The sequence below is a fragment of the Paenibacillus sp. y28 genome (assembly GCF_037137075.1).
Classification (GTDB): domain Bacteria; phylum Bacillota; class Bacilli; order Paenibacillales; family NBRC-103111; genus JBBBNV01.
In genome coordinates this window covers 12,452-32,058 of the sequence record NZ_JBBBNV010000011.1, presented here as the reverse complement: position 1 = coordinate 32,058, position 19,607 = coordinate 12,452, and the positions used below count along the sequence as shown (strand labels likewise).

The following is a 19,607-nucleotide window of genomic DNA, read 5'->3' as shown; positions in this document are numbered from 1 at the left end:
TCGGACTTAGCTGTGCACAGGCTAGGTTGTTCTCGTCCGCCGTGGTACAATGAGAGAGACTATAGATTCAGGAGGAGTTTGAATATGCAGGTGTTATTGCTGCTGGGCAGCATCAATATGTTTCTTTCTGTCGTTCTGGGAGCGTTCGGGGCCCATGCGCTGAAGAAGCGGCTGTCTCCCGAGATGGCGGCTATTTATCAAACTGCGGTTCAGTACCAAATTGCGCACGCTTTGGGTTTGATTTTGATGGCTATCCTGGCGCATACGGCTATCCCGAGCGCGCTTGTCATTACAGCCGGGTGGTTTCTGTTTGCAGGTATTCTTCTGTTCTGCGGAAGCTTGTACGTGCTCAGCCTGACGGGCATGAAGAAGCTGGGGGCGATTACGCCAATCGGCGGACTTTGTTTTCTAATCGGCTGGGCGCTGCTTACGGCAGCTGCTGTGCAGGTCTAAGCCCGCAAACCATGAAATAGACTGTAATACAATAACGAGGCTGCTGCCAATTGTACCGATAAAGTCTATACGACGTTTCGGTACTTTTTTATGCCGTCTGATCTCCGGTTCACACCTTATGCCTGATTCGTTTAGGTAATCTTAAGGTTTTGCTTAACCTGGGCTTATATTAGCCGGGTATAATGAAACTGCTCATTGAACGAGGCAGGGCGAGATTTGGATACGAGCGGAGGAGGGTGAACGATGCCGGAAGATGCATACAACGGTTCGATTCGGATTTCGGAGAAGGTCATAGCCATAATGGCAGGCGCTGCAGCTTTGAGTACCCCGGGCATTGCCGGGATGTCCACAGGCAAGGCCGACGGACTAGTAAAAAGACTGAGCGGTAAAAATATGCAGACAGGTGTTGCCGTTGTAATGGGGCAAGGGGAAGTTGCACTTGAGCTTCACGCGTCTGTACACTATGGACATCCAATTCATAAGGTTTGCCGCCAGCTCCAGCGCCATGTTTGCGAATCGGTGGAAACGATGACTGGCTTGACCGTTACGGCGGTCCATGTGAAGGTAGATAACATCGTTATTTCCGCGCTTTGAGCGGATGCGGAACAAGGCTGCCGCAGCCGGATGAAGAAGATTGATATCAGCAGGAGGCCCTATGACGTACAACCTTTTAATTGCGGATGACGAATCCGAGATTATAGAGCTGCTTCAATTGTATTTGGAGAAGGATTATACGATTTTTCAAGCCCGGAATGGCCTCGAGGCGGTGGCTGTCCTGCAAAGGCATCACATTGATCTGGCGATTCTGGATATTATGATGCCGGAGATGGACGGACTGAAGCTGATTAAGAAAATCCGGGAAGCACATCATTTCCCGGTTCTTTTTTTATCGGCCAAAAGCCAGCATCATGATACAATCCTGGGTCTGTCGCTAGGAGCGGACGATTATATCGCCAAGCCATTTAATCCCTTGGAGATTGTGGCGCGCGTGCAGGCGCTGCTTCGCAGAGTGCATCATTTTGACGCGGGGGGCGCTCCCCAGAAGACGGAAGATAAAATTGTCGTCGGGGACCTGGTGCTGGATCGCATTCAATGCAGGCTGTTCCGCGGCGGTGAGCCGGTGGCCCTTACCTCTACTGAATACAAAATTTTGGAGCTGCTGCTGGAGCAGCCCGGACGCGTCTTTACCCGGAAAAAAATTTATGAAGCGGTGTGGCAGGATTACTACGCTCATGAGGACGGGGCGATTATGGTGCATATCAGCAACATCCGTGAAAAAATCGAACGTGATCCGAAGCAGCCGGATTACCTGAAAACGATACGAGGGTTGGGATACAAAATTGAAGCTCCTGAGGAAATATAGAGCCCGGCGGCAGCTGCAAACGTCGCTGACCTGGGATTTCTTTTTGTTTAATCTGATTCTGCTGATCGTAATGGCAGGAAGCACGTTTATGGCCCTGCAGGATGTGAAGTGGAGAATGCAGACCACTCGTATTGTTGACCCCGAGCTGAAGCTGGAAGCCGGAATGTACGTGAACGGCAGCCAGACCCGGACGGAAATTGACCGTCTGCTTCAAGGCAGCGGCTGGCTGGAGGAGCTGGATGCGGACCGCCGCGTCATCCGCGTTCAAGGCCGGAAGCAGGACGAGGTGCAGCAGTATTCCGAAAAGGAGCTGTATGAGCTGCTCTCCAACCGGAACGGACAAGCGTATTATTATTCTGTGGCGGCCCTGGAGAATCGGGGAGACTCGCAGTATTTGCTTCTGAAGCTGCCCCGGAATTATGTCAACATTAATGTGAATGATTCCTTGCGGGAGCCGGGCTTTTACGTGCCGGTATTTTATTACTTGGCCTTCTGGATCATACTTATGCTGCTGCTTATTTTTTTCTACAGCGCCTGGGTCGCCCGGCGTATCCGAAGGCCGCTGCACCAAATATCCCAAGGGCTCAAACGTATGGTCGACGGCAACTATAGCACCCGGATATCACTTGATGCGGAGCAGGAGTTCGTTCAAATTCGCGAGGCCTTCAATTATATGGGGGATGTGATTGAGAACACCTTGGCCGAGAAGCGGCATGCCGAGGAGAGCAAGCAGCGTCTCATTGTGGATCTGTCCCACGACCTGAAAACACCGATTACGAGCATTCAGGGTTATGCTCAAGCGTTGCTGGAAGGACGGGTAGAGGAGCGGGAGCGACAGGTGAAATACATGAGCTACATTTACCGGAAGTCCGCCCAAGTGACCAGGCTTATTCACAACATGCTGGATTTCCTCAAAATTGATTCGCCCGACTATGTCATACGGCTGGAACAGAGCGAAATCGGCGACTTCCTGCGGGAGGTCGTCGCTGATGTGTACGGGGACATCGAGCAAAAAAAGTTCGTGCTGCAGCTTTATATCCCCGATCAGCCGATCTATGCTGTTTACGATGCCGAGCTGCTATCCAGTGTCATCCAAAACCTGATTGGCAACGCGCTAACCTACAATCCGCCGGAAACACGCTTACGGGTGCAGCTTATCCCGGCCGAGACGGAGGTTATTATCGAAATCGCCGATACCGGTATCGGAATTCCAAAGCCGCTATGGAATACCATCTTCGATCCGTTCGTGCGCAAGGATGAAGCCCGGACCGGAGAAGTCGGAACCGGGCTCGGACTATCTATTGCCAAAAAAAACACAGAGAAAATGGGAGGCACGCTGGAGCTTCGCGATCAAGGACAGGAAGTAACTGTGTTCACGATTCGGCTGAGGAGGAAGCTGGACGAGCAGCCACGCTTAAACAGGCGATAGGCGGCGGGTTGAAGTGAATACTCTCCTTAATTACGAGAAATTGCAAGTCCCTGCCGGCTTGGGGCTTGTTTTTATTGTCAATGAGGCATGAGGAAGGACAGGCGCGCTGGAAGCTTTATTTTATCGTAGAAAGTCCGGCGCCGGGGAGCAGTCGGCATAGTAGCTCTATCTTTATATCAACCCAACCGGAAGCGGCAGCTGCGGCAAAACTATTTTTCTGCCCGGCTTTTGAAGCCATATCGGTCGCTGCTTGCAAGTGTCCAAGCGGGTTTGCTCTTGCCCACATATACTAATCTATCTGCGACAGGAAACAGCCGAGAGAGGGCGAATGCAATACATTCTCCAAGGGCGCGTAGGCATCTTCTTGGCAAAAGAAGAGTACGGCCTGACCAGAAGCCAGTTCTTCTGATCGGGGAGCGGGCCGCTGCAGCTTTTATTGCTGAATTCAGTTTTGGCATCCGGGATCGCTTAGTGAGCGGTTCCCCATATAACTTCATATTTACGATCAAATTGTCATGATTTCAAGCAAACAAGCCGGAGGTAGAGCGATGAAGAGAGCGGTTGGGATTTTACTTGACGCTTCGATGTATCACGGTATTCCCCGCAAGAAAACCGGTTATGAACGTATTTCATTGTATAACCGGGCGGCCAAACAGCTGGGCCTGAAGCCGTACTATATGACGCTTGCCCAAATAAATCATACCTCGGCACAAAGCTTTACGTACAGCGGCGGCCGGTATGCCAAGGTCAAGCACCAAATCCCTCCGGTGATTCATAATCGGGCATTCACGGCAACGGCTCAATTACGACAACGGCTTACGTCCCTGGCTAAAAAAAGCGTTGTATTCAACCGGAAAAACCGGTTTAGCAAATACGAGATTAACCGGCTGCTTTCCGGAAATGACCGTCTTCGCAGCTATGTTCCGGCTACCTGGAAGTATTCAAGAGGCAAGCTGGCTCAGGTGCTGAAAAATCGTACGCCGCTTTTTATCAAGCCCGCCAGCGGCAGTGTAGGGGACGGTATTTTCAAGATCGAGAACGCTCCCGGAGGGAAATACTTGATTCGGGGAAAACAAGGAAAGCCTCTGCACAAAACGCTTCAGCAAACGCTTGCCTGTATGGACCGAATGATTAGAGGCAGAAGCTATATTATTCAGGAGGCAATTCCCTTAGCCACGCATCAAGGAAGGCCGTATGATCTGCGTGTCTCCGTGCAGCGCGGCCCCCTGGGATCGTGGCAGGTTACAGGAATGGTCGGCAAGGTGGCTGCAGCCGGGAAGCATGTCACGAATGTGGCCAAAGGCGGAAAAGTTAAACCCTGCGCCAAGCTGTTTCAGGGCAGCGGATTTTCGGAGAAGGCTGTAACGAGGGAAGTGAAGCAAGCGTCCTTGAAAATAGCGGCTTTTCTCGGCAAGAAGCTTCCCCATTTGGCGGATATCGGTCTCGATATGGGGGTCGAGAAGGGCGGGGCTGTCAAATTTATTGAAATGAACGGCCGGGATCAGCGGATTACGTTTCAGAAAGCGGGGCTGGAAAAAGCATTTTATCAGACGTATTTAACCCCGCTGCGGTATGCCCATTTTCTAATGAGCGGGAAGAAGCGCAGAGGTTGACGAAGATGCCTGCAGCAGCGGAATAAATCCGATGAACTTGATATGAAAAAGAGTATTGATTTTTTTCGCGTGACGTTTTATGATAAACTGTAAAGAACGTTGCAACAGTTCGAACCAATTCCATGTAAACAAGTTGTTAAAAACAAAATATATCGATCTTCGGGGTAGGGTGAAATTCCCAACCGGCGGTGATGTTTCTTCACAGAAACAAGCCCGCGACTCCTCGGCCTGTACTTGGCCAAGGACTGACTTGGTGAGATTCCAAGGCCGACGGTAAAGTCCGGATGGTAGAAGATCACAGTAAATTTATCAGGTGCTGCTGACAGCGGCACAGGTAGATTTATTTGATTTGCCCCGTTTTGCGCAGCTTGCGCGAAACGGGGCTTTTTTTACCGAACGCTCCCTGGACTCAGAAGGGGTTAATGAACATGAACAACGCTTCTACATTGACAGCGGTGCATTACAGACGCCGCATTAAACCGGAATTTTGGCTCGTCGTTCTAGGGGCGGCTCTGTGGGGGGTTGACCCGTTATTCCGTATCATTCTCCTGAACTCGCTCACATCCACCCAAATTGTGCTGCTGGAGCACCTGATATTGTTTCTTGTGGCTGCACCGGTGCTGTGGCGGCACCGAGCGGAGCTGCGGGGACTGAAGGCAGCACATTTGGGCGCACTTCTATTCATATCCTGGGGCGGCTCGGCGCTGGCTACGATTTTGTTTACACAGGGGCTTGCTCATGGCGACCTGAACGTCGTTCTGCTGCTGCAGAAGCTGCAGCCGCTGTTTGCGATTATTTTGGCCAGATACCTGCTGAAAGAAAAGCTGCCCCGCCTGTTCGGCAATCTCGTCGTGCTCGCGCTGGCTGGTACGTATCTGCTTACCTTCGGCTGGACGCTGCCGGTTGGCGGACTGAGTGATTTTGTGCAGATGGGCAGCGTGTTGTCCATCGGAGCGGCGCTGCTATGGGGCGGCTCTACGGTGATGGGCCGTTATATGCTGGGAAAAATGTCGTATGAGACCGTGACGGCGCTGCGGTTCATTCTCGCATTGCCGCTGCTGATCGTCATTACAAGCCTGGAGGGGCAAGGCTGGAGCTTCCCGGCCGAGATGTCCCGGAAGGGGCTTGTGCTCCTGAATCTGGTGCTGCAGGCGCTGCTGCCCGGACTGCTCAGCCTGCTTGTCTACTACAAAGGGCTTAGCGGGATCAAAGCTTCTTATGCGACACTCGCGGAATTAAGCTTCCCGATGGTCGGAGTGCTCATAAACTGGGTTGTGTTCCACCAAATGATTACCATGCCCCAGGCAATCGGATTTATCCTCATTTGGCTTACTTTGTATCTGATTTCCAGGCAAAGAGAATAGAAGAACGGCTTCGTTTCCATGATCGGGAACGAAGCTTTTTTTTGCAGTTTCCTGCGGAAAACAGGGCAGGGTTCTCTTTTTATGTTTTATTCTGATAATGCTGGTACAATGAAGGTGATGGAAGATTGTGCAAGTTACTCGTTTGATAAATAGGGGAAGAGAGATGATGTTTACATCGTTCAAGACATGATGATCCTATAATCCAAATGAGGAGCGATTTATGTGGCAAGGATTCCAGTAATAAAAGCAATGGGACCAATGCTTAAAGAACTGTACCAGAATCCTGAAACGGGATGTATAAGTACAGAGTAAATTTTTTGAGCTGGAGAGGGATCACTTTAGTACAATACTGGAGAACTTACGAAACAGCTTGAGAACTATGCCCGGGGTGGCACTTATCTTGAACAATGGAAAAAATTTAATAAATCGGCTGGAACGGATGGAACAGTAGGGATTTATCGTGAAACGTACATGATTGAACCCGGACAATATGAATGTATTTATGGAAATATGCCTAAATTCGGTATGAGTGGATTCAGATAAGTAATGTAAAGCTAGCCAAGGTCATTAGAGAAAATGCAAGGAAGAATCTGGAGAGAACATAAAGTAGAAAGTCCACCCATAAATCATTTAAGTGCAGGTGACCACACATCAAAATACTGTTTATATGCAGCCGCAATAAGTGGCGCAGTTTAACAGCAGAGAAGATTTTTGACGGATTCAATGGGTAGGAATTAATTGAAATTTTGAAATCAAGAGTATCTGAATATATAGAAGTGCCCGAATAAGAAGCTCTTGTAGCGGCTTAACGGGCTTGATGCATCAATTTTTGGATTTTTGTGTAAATTACTGTACAATAAACGTATAACGGACAGCTTCGCATTTTATAAAATCCAGGGAGGGACCCTCATGAGAGAATTGATTGGCAGAGCGGTCGCATTAGGGCTCGGATTGGCAGTTACAAGTAAGGAACAGGTGGAAAAGACAGTGGAGGAGCTTGTAAAAAAAGGGGAGGTCAGCCGTCAGGAGTCCTCCTCGTTTGTTGACGAGCTGCTGCGTAAAGGAGAGGAAGCACGGGCCCGCATGGATGCGACTGTACAGGAGCGGGTGCAGTCCTTCCTGGAGGAGCAGCACATTGCAACGAAGCGGGACGTGGAACGTCTGGAGCAGCGGATTGCTCTGCTGGAGCAGCAGCTGAAGCGGCAAGAGGATGCGGAAGGCCGGGACCGGACAGAGGAATAGTCCACGGAGAGCGGGTCCCGATGGGCAGGAGGCAGCTTGATGATAGGAAGCAAAAAAATTCGGCAACTGCACCGGTTTAGAAAAATAGGGATGGTGCTTGCCCGTAACGGCTTCGGCTTCATCGCCAGTGAGCTTGGCTTTACGGAGAAGTTTGCTGTCGTGCGGGGGAAGGGTCAGCAGGATATCCATAAGAAGACGCTCGGAGAGCGGATTCGCCTTTTGCTGGAGGATTTGGGGCCTACTTATGTCAAGTTAGGGCAAATTGCCAGCACCCGGCCCGATTTGGTCCCGGCATCGATTATCTCGGAGCTGGAGCGGCTTCAGGATCATGTATCCCCCTTTTCTTATGAAGAGGTGGCTGCTATTATCGAAGCCGAGCTGATGGCGCCGGTGGAGGAGGTATTCGCCGATTTCTGCAAAGCGCCGATCGCCTCCGCCTCCATCGGCCAGGTTCACCGGGCCGTCCTGCATGATGGAACACAGGTCGCTGTGAAGGTGCAGCGGCCTCACATCCGTTCTGTCATTGAGACAGACCTGGACATAATTACCCAGTTCGCCAAGCTGGCGGAGAGCAGGCTGGAATGGGCCCGGCGCTACCGGCTGAGCGATATGATGGAAGAGATAGCCAAGGCGCTGCTGACCGAGCTGGATTACGGAGCGGAAGTGCGGAATGCGGATAAATTCGCCTCCCGAAACCAGATGAAGGACCAAATCGTCATTCCCGGCGTATATGTCGAGTACTCTACCCGAAAAGTGCTGACGATGGAGTTTGTTGAAGGGATTCGGCTGAACGACAGGAGCCGATTGGAAGAAGCCGGGCATGATCGATCCCGGCTGGCGGAGCGCTTCGCGAAGGTCATTTTGCACCAGGTGCTGATAGACGGTTTTTTCCATGGCGATCCGCATCCTGGCAATGTGCTGGTGCTCTCCGACGGCAGGCTGGCGCTGCTGGATTTCGGCATGGTAGGTCGGTTGTCCCCGGAGATGAAGAAGCAGATGGCTGCTTTTGTCATTGCGCTGCGCAATCAGAAATCAAGCGGGGTTATCCGGGCCATATCCAAGATGGGCATCGTGCCGGAGGATGTGGACCGGGCGCAGCTTCGCATGGATGTGGAGGAGCTGCGGGAGAAGTACTACCAGGTTCCGTTCAGCCAAATCCGGCTCGGAGAGGCGGTCAACGAATTGTTCTCGCTGGCGCTTCAGCACCGTATCGTCATTCCGACCGAGATGACGCTGCTCGGCAAGACGCTGCTGACGATGGAAGGGGTCGTCACGGCGCTGGACCCGGAATTCAGCGTTTTCGACGTGGCCGAGCCGTTCGGCCGCCGTCTGATGCGGGATCAGCTGGACCCGCGGGAAATGATGAGCCAGTGGATGGACGGCATCCCGGAATATATGGACCTGGTCATGGAAGCGCCGCATATTCTCAAGGATATGGCCTCGGTGGTCAAAAAAGGCAAAGTCGGGGTAGAGCTGTCTACTCCAGAGATGAACACATTCTTCCGCAAGCTCGATCAGATCAGCAATAAGATGTCGTTCAGCATCGTGCTGCTTTCTCTGAGCATTGTGATGGCCGGGCTGATCATCGGCTCGTCGATGAACCATCAAAGCACGATGCTCTGGAGAATTCCGGTCATCGAAATCGGCTTTGTTATCGCCTCGGTTTTGTTTTTGTGGCTTATTTATGCGATTCTCCGATCCGGCCGGTTTTAGCTCCTTTGAATCCGACATGATAAGCTGGCTTTCGACAAGAAATGTTCACATTTTAAACGAAATGCATTGCTAGTCAACGTATGGTATCATTAGAGAAAACGTAGAAGCTATTTTTGGAGGGAGCACTCATTACTACTAACGTTGTTCTGAATGATGCAATGACCATGCTGCAACAAACAAGCCGGACTTTTTATATTCCGATTAGCCGTTTAACGCCGGGTTTGAAGGAGGCTGTATCCTCCGCCTATTTATGTATGCGGGCCATTGATGAGATCGAGGATGATGCGGACCTCGCAGGGACGATCAAAGCCGAGCTGCTGCAGGGTGTGCACGATGCCATACAAGCCCCCGATATGGCTGAGGCGGTCCAGAAGGTGCTGTCCCCTTATAAGGATGTGCTGCCTGAAGTAACACTGCGGCTTCATGAATGGGCGCTGTTGTGTCCGCCGACCGTGGCGCCGACAATTTACGGTTACATTGCCCGCATGTCCAAGCAGATGGCCGAATGGGTGAATGTCGGCTGGAATATTAAAACGGAAGAAGAGCTGGACGGCTACACGTACAGTGTAGCGGGCATGGTCGGGGAGATGTTATCGGAGATTTGGCTTTGGTATGACGGCACAACCTCCGATATGACGAAGGCGGTTGCCTTTGGCCGCGGCTTGCAGGCGGTCAATATTTTGCGGAACCGGACGGAGGACTTGGAACGCGGTGTCGATTTTTATCCGGATGGCTGGGGCTCCAAGGAAATGCTCCACTATACCCGCCGCAACCTGAAGCTGGCCGACGAATACATTGCTGAGCTGAAGGAAGGACCGGCAATGGAATTTTGCAAAATTCCGCTGGCGCTGGCTCATGCGACTGTGAAGCTGATTTCCGCGGGCGGCAACAAGCTAACGAGAGACACGGTTTTAAAAATTGTGAACCGGATCACCGGATAATTCCGGCAGCCGGTTCATGGAACGAGAAGAAGGGGCCGCTCCGGCAAAGCTGGGGCGGCTTTTTTGACTGTGAACAGCTTCCCGCGAGGAATAGCCGTGTATTTAACAAATAACAGCATGTTCGCCCCCCCAAAAAAATTCCATTCACTACCACCTGCCAGGGGTGCGGAATGTGAGGTGTATGACGGCGGGCAGCGGCTTAAGCCAGAATGGCTTCTGCGTCCTGAACGAGGGAAGCGACAATCTCACCGGCGGTTTGGCCTGTGGTCAACAGCCGGGTTCCCTGGCCGGCCCACAACGACATATAGTCGGGATTATTCTGCCGGGCGGCGGCGCTGCGGATGTCGCGGGTGGCCGTATTTTGTGTCGGGAAGGGCAGGGGCTCCGTCCGGCTGTCCTCCCACTGCTGCATGAAGGCATTACGGAGCCCCCGGGCTGGCCTGCCGGAGAACGCTGTCGTAATCCGGGTGCTTTCTTCGGTGCTCTCCAGCAGAGCCTGCTGATAGGCCGGATGGGCGCCAGATTCCCGGGCTGTCAAAAAACGCGTACCGAGCTGCACGCCCTGCGCGCCGAGAATAAGGGCGGCGGCCACTCCCCGGCCGTCCATGATACCGCCGGCTGCAATGACGGGTATACCGACGTGGTCCGTGATTTGCGGGACCGAGGCGCAGGAGCCGATGTTCGCGCCCATCGGCTCCTGCGAAGCATCGAACGTTCCCCGATGCCCGCCGGCTTCACTGCCTTGGGCCACGACGGCATCACTGCCGGCTTGCTCAGCCAGGAGCGCTTTCTTCACGGTGGTTACCATCGTAATAACGCGCATACCGGCAGCCTTGGCCTCATGCAGCATCTAATGAAGGCCTGCAGCGAGCTGGTCTTAAACGAATCCTTGCGTGTAATAAACTCGGTTTGCATGCAGCGCATGGAGCCAGGGAGTGTGTAGCGCGGAGGATGCCTTCCTCCACCTGCTTGCTGACGACGGTGCGGGGCAGCATAGAGATGCCCAGTCCCGCAGCGACTCCGCCGAGGATTGCTTCAAGTGTGCCAAATTCCATGATGACCGGCTGCGCAAGCCCGCTGGAACGCAGCCACCGCTCCAGAGCATCACGATAAGAGCAGCCGGGGCTGAACACCAGAATCGGCCGGGTGACAGCTTCCTCGATTGATCCGACGGATGCCGCGGCAGCGATGATCAGCTCCTCCTGAAAAGCCGGAACGGATTGAAGCTCCGGGTGATTGCACTCACAGCCGATAAAAGCTTGTCCATCAAAAATTGCGTATGCCCGGTCATCAAGGCCAGCTGTACGCCCCGCCATTTTGGTTGATGGGCATCCGTTATGTGCTGGCGGGCGGCTTACTGGCACTGCTGGCGGTAAGGAGGCCGCGGCCGCGCGGGAGCAAGCAGTGGCTGCAGGCAGGGATTATCGGCCTGTTTCAATCCGCGGGCGTTATGGGCTGCGTCTACTTCAGCATGCGCTGGATTACCTCCGGCGAATCCGCCATCATTACGTTTATAAACCCGATGCTGGTCATTGTACTGGGCACGCTGTTTACAGGCGCTGTGTACAGCAAGCTTCAATGGCTGGGCGTAGCCGTAGGGTTGTTGTTGCAAGAGAGAGTCCGCCGCGTTTGCCGACAGGCATGATGCCAGAAGCTGCCGATGAAGCACCGGGCATTGACTTTAACTGAACGATCATTTAATATACGGCTATAAATAGAATTGGCGACGGAGCTTCTTATCGTGGCAAGCGAGTCTGAAAAATGAAATGAACATTCATGCGAAGTCACGATGCGTAAGAGCTTCCAGCTTTTAATCAACTTATAAGTGAATATTCATTTATTTTAAATGACAATCCTTTAGAGAAGAAAGAGGTTAACCCGATGCTGCTTATTTCTCTCCTGTTATTTGCCGGACTTGTCCTATCCGGGTTCCTCGTGCTGCGCTTTAACCCCGTGTTCGGCCGGCAAGCGCCGCCGGAGAAACGAGCTGTTTTTGAGCAATCCCGCAATTACGCCGCCGGGAGGTTTATGAATCAGGTGGAGACGCTGATGGACACAAGTGCCGGCAGTATGTTCTCGATGCTGAAGGAATACTTCAAGGGCAATCCGAACAGACGCCCGAGGGAAGCTATTCCGATCAAGTCGCTTCCTGCTGTGGGCCGGAAGGAATCGGCATCGGCAGGACAGCCTCAAATTACCTGGCTGGGCCATTCGGCGCTGTTTCTGGAGCTGGACGGGAAAAAAATTTTGCTAGACCCCATGCTCGGTACGGCTCCGTCCCCTTTTCCCTGGTTCGGTAATCAGCGCTACAGCAAGAAGCTGCCGTTTGCAATCGAGCAGTTACCATGGATAGATGCGGTTATTTTGTCTCATGATCATTACGATCATCTGGATTATCCTTCCATTCAAAGGCTAAAGGATCAGGTCGGACATTTTTTCGTACCGCTCGGTGTAGGCAGCCACTTGGAACGGTGGGGTATAAAAAAGGAGCTTATTACAGAGCACGACTGGTGGGAGGAGTCTGACCTGGGCGGAATCCGCTTGACGGCCGCGCCTGCAAGACATTTCTCGGGAAGAAGCGTCAACGACCGCAACCGGACGCTGTGGTGCTCCTGGGTTATCCGCGGCCGGGAGGCCCATATTTTTTTCAGCGGAGATAGCGGGTATGGCCCGCATTTTCAAGAAATCGGCGAGAAGTATGGTCCTTTTGATTTGACGCTCATGGAGTGCGGGCAGTACGACGAACGATGGTCCACAATTCATATGATGCCGGAGGAAACCGTGCAGGCGCATGTAGATGTACAAGGAAGGCTGCTGCTGCCGATTCATTGGGGGGCGTTTACGCTTGGCTTTCATGACTGGACGGACCCTGTCGAACGGGTGACGAAAGCAGCCAAGCCGAGAGGCATCGCTGTGGCGACTCCGCAGATCGGCGAGCCGGTTCCCATCGGAACAGCCTCATATCCGGCATCTGCATGGTGGAGAGGATAATGATATAGAAAGGAAGCTTATGCCGCGGCGGCGCAGACGATGCTGTGCCGTCTTTTGCTTGTCTCCGCCTTCAGTTAGCGAGTCTCGATGCCATTCGTCATTTGCTGAACGACCCCGAGAGCCTGCAAGAACGGTTCCTGGCTGCCGAAATTTCTTGAATATGACCGTGCGCAGCCCAATCCGGGCTATTGCGGATTCTGATTGTGAAGGAGGTTGAGCGGCGGCTGACGCCATTCATCCGGACAGCAAAAAGAGCCTGCTTCAGGCTCTGACACAGCGGATGAAATGCTGTAAGCAGCAAGGGAACCCGTCGGTCTGCGATGCCGAATGTTTCCCGCTGCGTCTTAGGAAACCGCAGTTTTCTGTTTTTTGCAGTTGTCGGTGCTACAGGCTTTGAAGCTGCCCATGAAATCCAGCCGATGGTCCGTCACCTGGAAGCCGTATTCCTTCTTCAGGCGATCTTCCAGCTCAGACAGCCAGTCATCCTGAATTTCCTCCAAGGCGCCACAGGAGGTGCAGATCAAATGATGATGCATATGTTCATGGTCTTCATGACGCAGGTCATAACGGGCAAGGCCGTCGCCGAAGTTCATTTTTTCCACGATGCGAAGCTGCACCAACAGTTCTAGGGACCGGTAGACTGTGGCCAGTCCGATATGTGGAAACTTCTCCTTGACGCGCATGAACACTTCCTCTGCGCTTAGATGCTCCTTCTCGTTCTCTAACAATACAGTCAGCGTTATTTCACGTTGGCGGGTTAGCTTGTAGCCTTTGCTTGTTATTTGCCGATTAATTCTCTCAATTTCTTCTGCGATATTCATGCTGGTACGGCACCTCCTTCGATTTCAACGCCTTACGCCTTATCTGCGCTTAGGACTGGTTATCGCAATATAATCAATCATTCGTTTAGAATTATTGTTAATCTAATGTTAGTATAATTTCGGGTGAGATGCAACTGACACTTATTATCATGCTGTCACGCTCTGCGTCCGGCTGGACTGCATGAGTCGTCACTCTTCCCCTAGTAGCAGCCGGTTACAAAATGAAGTTATGCTGCATTCAGCAATGTACTGTCTTTGGCAGGCTGCGGCCGCCGCGCTTATCGAAGCGGGTACATTCGTACATCGTGCCGCATCGCCGTTCATAGCAAATAAATGACGCAGTATAGATAACCTGTAGATAAAAAAGCCTCCGATCGTATGGATTTAATATGCTCTTCCATGTAGTAGACAGCTGTTTATTTCATCTGTCCGCCACATGGGAGCATTTCAGTTTCCATAGCTCGAAGGCCTGCAGGGCGAAACGTATTTAGTTGGATGCGGCGTTTGCATGAACAGCCTGCTGATCGGCAGGCAGCACCTCGTTCAAGCTTCCGGAGCGGTAGCCCTTCAGGTCCATCGTGACGTAAGCATAGCCGATTTCCTTCAGCTTGGCATGAACCGTATCGGCTACGGCCAGAACCTCGCCCAAATCAGAAGCGGGAACTTCGATTCTTGCCAAATTCTCATGCTGTCTGACCCGGACCTGACGGAAGCCAAGCTGAATCAGGAAATCCTCGGCCTGATCAATCATAGAGAGCTTATGCGCTGTAATGGCTTCCCCGTAAGGAATCCGCGAAGATAAGCAGGCGAACGACGGCTTATCCCAGGTGCGCAGGCCGAATTGACGCGACAAATGGCGGATCTCGGATTTTTTGATGCCGGCTTCCAGCAGCGGGGCGCGAACCCCCTGCTCATGGGCGGCCTGAAGTCCGGGACGGTGTTCCCCCAGATCGTCGGCAATGGCCCCGAATACGACATGGTCATAGCCGCGTTCCTTGGCGATCGGGATTAAATGATCGAATAACGAATTTTTACAGAAATAGCAGCGGTTCGTCGGATTCTCGGCATAGCCAGGAATGGCAAGCTCGCTCGTATGAATAACGATATGGGGCGCATGCAGCTCTTTTGCCAGCGCGATGGCTTCTTCCTTCTCCCTTACAGGGTATGTCTCCGAATCGGCGGTTATAGCAAGGACACGATCAGGTCCGAGAAATTCCAGGGCGGCCTTGAGCAGAAAGGCACTATCGACTCCTCCGGAAAATGCGACGACGACCTTCCCCATAGAATCCAGGATCTCGCCAAGCTGTGCGTACTTTTGTTCGATGGGTTGCACTTTCGTTTCCCTCCAAGTCATCATTTATGTCCACCCGGGCCAAGCGGCGCCAGCGGAATGGTCAAATAGGGCGTTCTCCCGGACTAACACAGGCCAATCCCGTTTCGATCCTGTGGAAATCAGGAACAGGGTTCATCATTTGACGTGTATACAAGTATACACGTATACTTATAGAATAACTTTAGCATACCATATGGTGGTGAAAAAAGGAATGAATTTTGTCCCTTCCGGCTCCTCAGCCAGAAACTTAGGACAACAAGCGTACGAAACCCTTCGGGATTCGATTATAACACTGCAGCTTGAACCCGGACAAACGATTTATGAAAGCGAAGTAGCCGATCTGCTGCATATTAGCCGGACGCCTATCCGGGATGCGTTCCATCTGCTCATTTCCGAACGGCTTATTGAAGTGCTTCCGCAGCGTACCAAGCAGGTGGCATGCATATCGGAATGGAAGGTCAAAGAAAGCAGCTTTGTCCGTCTGAGTCTGGAGAGCAGCGCCTTCAAGCTTGCGGCCAGGCAGTGGGGCAGTACACCCGCCTGCATGAAGGCCGAGAGGCAAATCGGCGTCATACTGGAGGAGCAGAGCGAAGCTGCGGAGCAGCAGAATGTCATTGAGTTCCTCCGTCTGGATGAGGCGTTTCACCACTGCGTCCTTCAACTGGCGGGCAACGGCACGCTACTAGAAGTCGTATACCAGATGCGCGGCCATCTCAACCGCTTCCGCTTTCTCGCTATGAAAGAGCTGGTCCTGACCAAGCATTTGGTGCACGAGCACCATGAGCTGTTCCAATGCTTAAAGAGCAAGGATGAGAGCGGAGTCGCACAGCTCCTGGAGCTTCACCTGGGCAAGCTCGATTCAGAAATTCCGCCGCTGCGCGAGCGGTTCCCCACTTATTTTCGCGATTAATTGGCCTATTGTTGTACAAGAGCGGCCTCACAGAAGGTCTGAATTGAATCTGCAGCGCCTAAAAGCGCAAAAAAAGCTTGCTGCGGCAGGCTTTTTTTGACCCTTGTTGACCAAACCCGTCAAATCGTGATCCGTGTCGGCGGGGGGGCGGTGTGAAGCGGCGGGAGCCGAATCTTTTTCCGTGCTACTGCATAACCGTGTTCGGTCGATTATACGCGAGCTGTCTGTAGAAAGGATAAATTTTTAAGATAAATCTTAAAGACAAAATCGTCCGCTGCACACGTTCACCTGTTTAAAACAAAGCTCCAATTGCTGCCGGAAGGCTACAGCCTGCGCAAATGGACGCGCTGAATTTTGTGATCCGGCCCTTTTTGTAAAATAAGCTGGGCGCGCCTCTTGGTCGGTAAAATATTTTCGTGCAGGTTGCGGGCGTTAATTTCCTTCCAGATTTGAGCTGCGGATTCACGCGCCTCCTGCTCCGTCTGGTTGGCAAAGCGGGAATGAAAGTACGATTGAGTGTTCTTGAAGGCGGTTGCGCGAAGCCGCAAAAATCGGTCGATGTACCACCGTTCAATATCGCTTTCCTCGGCGTCTACATAAATAGAGAAATCGAAAAAATCGCTTACAAACAGCTTGGCATCCTTGCTCACCTGCAGCACGTTAATCCCTTCCAGAATTAATATATCCGGATTATGGACGACGGCCGCTTCATCCGGCAGGATGTCATAGGTCAGATGGGAATACAGAGGCGCCTTCACCTCCGGATAGCCTGATTTTACATCTCCGATGAATTTGAGCAATTTTTTGATATCGTAGCTTTCCGGGAAGCCTTTTTTGTTCATTAAGCCCCGCTTTTCCAGCACCCCGTTCGGATACAAGAAGCCGTCGGTTGTAATGAGATCGACCTTGCGGTGGTTATCCCAGCGGGATAATAGGGTTTGGAGCAGACGGGCGGTGGTGCTTTTTCCGACGGCGACGCTGCCGGCGATACCGATAATGAACGGGGATTTGGGGGCATGGTGCTGATGGAAACAGGTCGTGCTTTGGTGCAGCTGTTGCGCGGCCACGACATGCAGATGAATTAAACGCGTCAGCGGGAGGTAGATTTTCTCCACCTCTTGAATGGAAACCTGTTCATTAAAGCCTTTGAGCTGCTCCAGCTCCTCCTCGGTTAAAGAGAGCGGAGTATGATCCCGCAGGGCGGACCATTCATTGCGGTTAAATTCTAAGTATGGAGAATATGAAGTCATGTGAGCTCTCTTTCCGGGTGAAATACCTCTATCGATGTTTTTCTGATCTTTCTATATAGAAGGCTGAATAGAAGGCTGATGACCGCCACGTCCGACCTGCCGAAACAGATGGCTCGGGCTGGACGGGAATTCCGGGCCAGTCCTGTCACAGCAGTGCGCTGCCCCTTGAACGTTTCAATCCTATCGCATATTATATGCCTATCCTTGTTTCAGAAACAAGAAAAAACTCGAAATCCTGCACGCATTCCGCGCAGTGCTTGTATGGCGCCTTGAACGGCGCCAGTTGTTCAGGGCTGAACTGAATAAAAAGGTTGACGCTGCTGGAAGATTGCTGTAGATTATCATATCGTATCAAGCATGTCCTACGGAAATAAGTAAAAGCAGCACAACCTAGAAAAGGATGGATGCAGAAGATGGCGGTTAATTTTTGTGCTTCGTGCGGTCATCCAATGGAAGCCCGCGAAATGGATGGCGTGGAACGCAGAGTATGTACAGCGGCCGACTGCGGTTACGTGCACTGGGGCCATTATAGCATCGGCGTCGGAGCGCTGGTGATGAAGGAAGACAAGCTATTGCTTGTCCGGCGGGCCCAGGAGCCCGGCAAGGGCAATTGGACCAATCCGGGCGGATACATTGAGCAGCTGGAGCCGATTGAGGATACCATAGTCCGCGAGGTTTGGGAGGAGAGCGGCGTCCGGGCTCAGGTCAAAAGCATCGTCGCGCTTCGCGATCAGCCGCGCGGCATTCATAATGTGTATATCGCCTTTGAGATGGAGTACCTGGACGGTGATCCGGTACCGGATGGAGTCGAGGTGGACGCGGCCGGATTTTTTACACTGGAGGACATGCAGTCCATGAAGGTGGCCAGCTTCACCAAGTGGCTGGTGGATGTTGCCGTTCAGGGCAAGAGCAAAGGGCTTCTGCCTGACAAGGCTCCGGCGGCCAACGGATTTTTCCGGGTGTAGTGCAAAACCAAACATATTAGGACCCCAGCAAGATTTAAACGGCCCCCTTGTAGTAGACATAGGCCAAACACCCAGGTGTTTAGACCGAGTGACTATAGGGGGCAGGTGAAGCCGGATGCCTGCTAGGACAAAGCACTTCCGCCTGGAAAAGCCGATGTCCGTTCACCTGACGCTGGATTCCGCCCAGGATAGCCGGGAAGATATTCTCCGCAAGGCGGCCGGTATCCGGCAGCAGTTAAATACGGCGGGCTGCGCCTTCCGGACAGAAACGGTGAACGGGACTATTTTCGGAACTCAGTTTGTGGATAAACCGGCCAATCTAATATATTAGATGCGGGGGTAGGCTCTTTACGATGAGAGGAACGACAAGCAGGCGGCTGTATGGCCTTTTGCTCCTGTTTACCGCCGGATACATGGTTTACGTTGTGTATATGAACTTTATCCATGACCCGCAAGCGACGGCTTTTTTGAGTCAAAAAACGAACCTGACACGCACGCTTCACCTGCCGGTTTGGCTGAACGTCATGTATGCGCATGTGGTTTGTGCTTGTATCGCCATGCTGAGCGGGGCGGTTAATTTCTCGAAGCGGGTTCTGAAGCGGTATCCCCGGCTGCACCGGGTCAACGGATATGTATATGTTGCGGCGGTGTTTCTGGTATGCCTGACCTCAGGCTATATGGCTCCCTATTCGACAGGGGGCAAATTAAACAGCGTTGCCTTCAATATGGTCAATATTTTATGGCCGGGAATGACGGTTGTAGCCATTCTGAGAATCAGGCGCAAGCAGCTCGACAAGCACCGCAAATGGATGGTGCGGAGCTACGTTTTTTGCTTCACCAATTTGTTCATTCATCTGATAACGTTCGTTTTCCATGCCTGGACGGGCCTGGCGTATGACATCAGCTATACGTTCGGCGTTTACGGGGCGATTCTGGTCAATTTGCTTCTGGCGGAGCTTGTGATTCGTGTGTTATACAGGACGCCCGCACCCTTACCGCAAGCAGGACAGCTCTGAAGCCGCATGCGGCTTTTCTCACCTCGCCAGCGCACAGCTGGCGCTTTTTTGCGAAGCCGTTCGCTGAAAGCTTAATCCGCCGCCCTACGCAAAAAAGGAGCTGCGGGATGTACTCGGCTTTGATTTTTTCTGGATGCGCTTTGCGCATTGCCGCTCGGTGTTTCTGTTGTATTCCTGTTCTTCACGAATCGTTTGGCTGCTTG

The 19,607-nt window shown here is 52.3% G+C and carries 19 protein-coding genes, 2 pseudogenes and 1 riboswitch; of the genes and pseudogenes, 16 read left to right on the top strand and 5 right to left on the bottom strand.

All coding sequences use genetic code 11. From position 1 onward, the window contains the following. Positions 1 to 84: 84 nt before the first annotated feature. From WBG83_RS10935 to WBG83_RS10895, 10 genes and pseudogenes are all read left to right on the top strand, one after another. Positions 85 to 453, top strand: a complete 369-nt coding sequence (locus WBG83_RS10935; RefSeq protein ID WP_336745054.1) for a DUF423 domain-containing protein — start codon at positions 85 to 87, stop codon at positions 451 to 453. Positions 454 to 696: 243 nt separating this feature from the next. Further along, positions 697 to 1,047, top strand: a complete 351-nt coding sequence (locus WBG83_RS10930; protein ID WP_336745053.1) for an Asp23/Gls24 family envelope stress response protein — start codon at positions 697 to 699, stop codon at positions 1,045 to 1,047. 61 nt (positions 1,048 to 1,108) lie between these two features. Then, positions 1,109 to 1,816 carry a response regulator transcription factor gene (locus WBG83_RS10925; protein ID WP_336745052.1) on the top strand — a complete coding sequence of 236 codons (708 nt, stop codon included), beginning with the start codon at positions 1,109 to 1,111 and terminating at the stop codon, positions 1,814 to 1,816. Further along, positions 1,794 to 3,245, top strand: a complete 1,452-nt coding sequence (locus WBG83_RS10920) for a sensor histidine kinase (RefSeq protein WP_336745051.1) — start codon at positions 1,794 to 1,796, stop codon at positions 3,243 to 3,245. Before WBG83_RS10925 ends, WBG83_RS10920 begins: the two co-directional genes overlap by 23 nt. Positions 3,246 to 3,793: 548 nt before the next feature. Further along, entirely contained in the window at positions 3,794 to 4,858 is a 1,065-nt protein-coding gene (locus WBG83_RS10915; protein WP_336745050.1) for a YheC/YheD family protein, read from the top strand. A 151-nt stretch (positions 4,859 to 5,009) separates the two neighbouring features. After that, positions 5,010 to 5,158, top strand: a riboswitch (FMN riboswitch). 128 nt (positions 5,159 to 5,286) lie between these two features. Continuing rightward, positions 5,287 to 6,222, top strand: a complete 936-nt coding sequence (locus WBG83_RS10910) for a DMT family transporter (RefSeq protein ID WP_336745049.1) — start codon at positions 5,287 to 5,289, stop codon at positions 6,220 to 6,222. A 372-nt stretch (positions 6,223 to 6,594) separates the two neighbouring features. Next, positions 6,595 to 6,765, top strand: a pseudogene (locus WBG83_RS22615) (monooxygenase family protein); the annotation flags it as partial. 366 nt (positions 6,766 to 7,131) lie between these two features. Beyond that, positions 7,132 to 7,464: a phasin family protein gene (locus tag WBG83_RS10905; RefSeq protein WP_336745048.1), complete on the top strand. Its 333-nt coding sequence runs from the start codon at positions 7,132 to 7,134 to the stop codon at positions 7,462 to 7,464. A 39-nt stretch (positions 7,465 to 7,503) separates the two neighbouring features. Next, positions 7,504 to 9,177, top strand: coding sequence for an ABC1 kinase family protein (locus WBG83_RS10900; RefSeq protein ID WP_336745047.1), 1,674 nt, complete (start codon positions 7,504 to 7,506; stop codon positions 9,175 to 9,177). Between the two features lie 158 nt (positions 9,178 to 9,335). Next, positions 9,336 to 10,118 carry a phytoene/squalene synthase family protein gene (locus WBG83_RS10895; RefSeq protein ID WP_336745161.1) on the top strand — a complete coding sequence of 261 codons (783 nt, stop codon included), beginning with the start codon at positions 9,336 to 9,338 and terminating at the stop codon, positions 10,116 to 10,118. Between the two features lie 199 nt (positions 10,119 to 10,317). On the opposite strand, the gene WBG83_RS10890 is transcribed toward WBG83_RS10895, so the two are convergent. Both WBG83_RS10890 and WBG83_RS10885 read right to left on the bottom strand, forming a co-directional pair. Continuing rightward, complete coding sequence (locus WBG83_RS10890) at positions 10,318 to 10,968, bottom strand: NAD(P)H-dependent flavin oxidoreductase (RefSeq protein ID WP_336745046.1); 651 nt, start codon at positions 10,966 to 10,968, stop codon at positions 10,318 to 10,320. After that, positions 10,920 to 11,424, bottom strand: a pseudogene (locus tag WBG83_RS10885) (LysR substrate-binding domain-containing protein); the annotation flags it as partial. The gene WBG83_RS10890 and the pseudogene WBG83_RS10885, both read right to left, overlap by 49 nt. 18 nt (positions 11,425 to 11,442) lie before the next feature. On the opposite strand from WBG83_RS10885, the gene WBG83_RS10880 reads away from it, so the two are divergent. Both WBG83_RS10880 and WBG83_RS10875 read left to right on the top strand, forming a co-directional pair. Continuing rightward, positions 11,443 to 11,763, top strand: coding sequence for a DMT family transporter (locus WBG83_RS10880; protein WP_336745160.1), 321 nt, complete (start codon positions 11,443 to 11,445; stop codon positions 11,761 to 11,763). 236 nt (positions 11,764 to 11,999) lie between these two features. Continuing rightward, positions 12,000 to 13,109: an MBL fold metallo-hydrolase gene (locus tag WBG83_RS10875; protein WP_336745045.1), complete on the top strand. Its 1,110-nt coding sequence runs from the start codon at positions 12,000 to 12,002 to the stop codon at positions 13,107 to 13,109. 344 nt (positions 13,110 to 13,453) lie between these two features. Here WBG83_RS10875 and fur read toward each other — a convergent pair whose 3' ends face one another. Both fur and larE read right to left on the bottom strand, forming a co-directional pair. After that, a complete protein-coding gene (fur, locus tag WBG83_RS10870) occupies positions 13,454 to 13,930 on the bottom strand; it encodes a ferric iron uptake transcriptional regulator (protein WP_336745044.1) in 477 nt (158 codons plus the stop codon). Positions 13,931 to 14,417: 487 nt separating this feature from the next. After that, positions 14,418 to 15,263 carry an ATP-dependent sacrificial sulfur transferase LarE gene (larE, locus tag WBG83_RS10865; RefSeq protein ID WP_336745043.1) on the bottom strand — a complete coding sequence of 282 codons (846 nt, stop codon included), beginning with the start codon at positions 15,261 to 15,263 and terminating at the stop codon, positions 14,418 to 14,420. Between the two features lie 211 nt (positions 15,264 to 15,474). On the opposite strand from larE, the gene WBG83_RS10860 reads away from it, so the two are divergent. Beyond that, a complete protein-coding gene (locus tag WBG83_RS10860) occupies positions 15,475 to 16,173 on the top strand; it encodes a GntR family transcriptional regulator (protein WP_336745042.1) in 699 nt (232 codons plus the stop codon). A gap of 323 nt (positions 16,174 to 16,496) precedes the next feature. On the opposite strand, the gene coaA is transcribed toward WBG83_RS10860, so the two are convergent. Next, positions 16,497 to 17,423 (bottom strand): type I pantothenate kinase, encoded by a 927-nt coding sequence (gene coaA / locus WBG83_RS10855; RefSeq protein WP_336745041.1) that lies wholly within the window; start codon positions 17,421 to 17,423, stop codon positions 16,497 to 16,499. A gap of 413 nt (positions 17,424 to 17,836) precedes the next feature. Here coaA and WBG83_RS10850 point away from each other — a divergent pair, with 413 nt between their 5' ends. The 3 genes from WBG83_RS10850 to WBG83_RS10840 all read left to right on the top strand — a co-directional run bounded on the left by WBG83_RS10850 (position 17,837) and on the right by WBG83_RS10840 (position 19,404). After that, on the top strand, positions 17,837 to 18,388 hold the full coding sequence (locus WBG83_RS10850) for an NUDIX hydrolase (RefSeq protein ID WP_336745040.1): 552 nt from the start codon (positions 17,837 to 17,839) through the stop codon (positions 18,386 to 18,388). A 115-nt stretch (positions 18,389 to 18,503) separates the two neighbouring features. Further along, positions 18,504 to 18,719: a hypothetical protein gene (locus tag WBG83_RS10845; protein ID WP_336745039.1), complete on the top strand. Its 216-nt coding sequence runs from the start codon at positions 18,504 to 18,506 to the stop codon at positions 18,717 to 18,719. A 22-nt stretch (positions 18,720 to 18,741) separates the two neighbouring features. Further along, a complete protein-coding gene (locus tag WBG83_RS10840; protein ID WP_336745038.1) occupies positions 18,742 to 19,404 on the top strand; it encodes a DUF2306 domain-containing protein in 663 nt (220 codons plus the stop codon). Positions 19,405 to 19,607 lie beyond the last annotated feature (203 nt).

What these genes read in the sequence shown, in the direction of transcription:
- WBG83_RS10935 (WP_336745054.1), top strand. Translation starts at nt 85, where the DNA reads ATGCAGGTGTTATTGCTGCTGGGCAGCATCAATATGTTTCTTTCTGTC.
- WBG83_RS10930 (WP_336745053.1), top strand. Translation starts at nt 697, where the DNA reads ATGCCGGAAGATGCATACAACGGTTCGATTCGGATTTCGGAGAAGGTC.
- WBG83_RS10925 (WP_336745052.1), top strand. Translation starts at nt 1,109, where the DNA reads ATGACGTACAACCTTTTAATTGCGGATGACGAATCCGAGATTATAGAG.
- WBG83_RS10915 (WP_336745050.1), top strand. Translation starts at nt 3,794, where the DNA reads ATGAAGAGAGCGGTTGGGATTTTACTTGACGCTTCGATGTATCACGGT.
- WBG83_RS10910 (WP_336745049.1), top strand. Translation starts at nt 5,287, where the DNA reads ATGAACAACGCTTCTACATTGACAGCGGTGCATTACAGACGCCGCATT.
- WBG83_RS10905 (WP_336745048.1), top strand. Translation starts at nt 7,132, where the DNA reads ATGAGAGAATTGATTGGCAGAGCGGTCGCATTAGGGCTCGGATTGGCA.
- WBG83_RS10900 (WP_336745047.1), top strand. Translation starts at nt 7,504, where the DNA reads ATGATAGGAAGCAAAAAAATTCGGCAACTGCACCGGTTTAGAAAAATA.
- WBG83_RS10895 (WP_336745161.1), top strand. Translation starts at nt 9,336, where the DNA reads ATGACCATGCTGCAACAAACAAGCCGGACTTTTTATATTCCGATTAGC.
- WBG83_RS10890 (WP_336745046.1), bottom strand. Translation starts at nt 10,968, where the DNA reads ATGCTGCATGAGGCCAAGGCTGCCGGTATGCGCGTTATTACGATGGTA.
- WBG83_RS10880 (WP_336745160.1), top strand. Translation starts at nt 11,443, where the DNA reads ATGGGCATCCGTTATGTGCTGGCGGGCGGCTTACTGGCACTGCTGGCG.
- WBG83_RS10875 (WP_336745045.1), top strand. Translation starts at nt 12,000, where the DNA reads ATGCTGCTTATTTCTCTCCTGTTATTTGCCGGACTTGTCCTATCCGGG.
- fur (WP_336745044.1), bottom strand. Translation starts at nt 13,930, where the DNA reads ATGAATATCGCAGAAGAAATTGAGAGAATTAATCGGCAAATAACAAGC.
- WBG83_RS10860 (WP_336745042.1), top strand. Translation starts at nt 15,475, where the DNA reads ATGAATTTTGTCCCTTCCGGCTCCTCAGCCAGAAACTTAGGACAACAA.
- coaA (WP_336745041.1), bottom strand. Translation starts at nt 17,423, where the DNA reads ATGACTTCATATTCTCCATACTTAGAATTTAACCGCAATGAATGGTCC.
- WBG83_RS10850 (WP_336745040.1), top strand. Translation starts at nt 17,837, where the DNA reads ATGGCGGTTAATTTTTGTGCTTCGTGCGGTCATCCAATGGAAGCCCGC.
- WBG83_RS10845 (WP_336745039.1), top strand. Translation starts at nt 18,504, where the DNA reads ATGCCTGCTAGGACAAAGCACTTCCGCCTGGAAAAGCCGATGTCCGTT.
- WBG83_RS10840 (WP_336745038.1), top strand. Translation starts at nt 18,742, where the DNA reads ATGAGAGGAACGACAAGCAGGCGGCTGTATGGCCTTTTGCTCCTGTTT.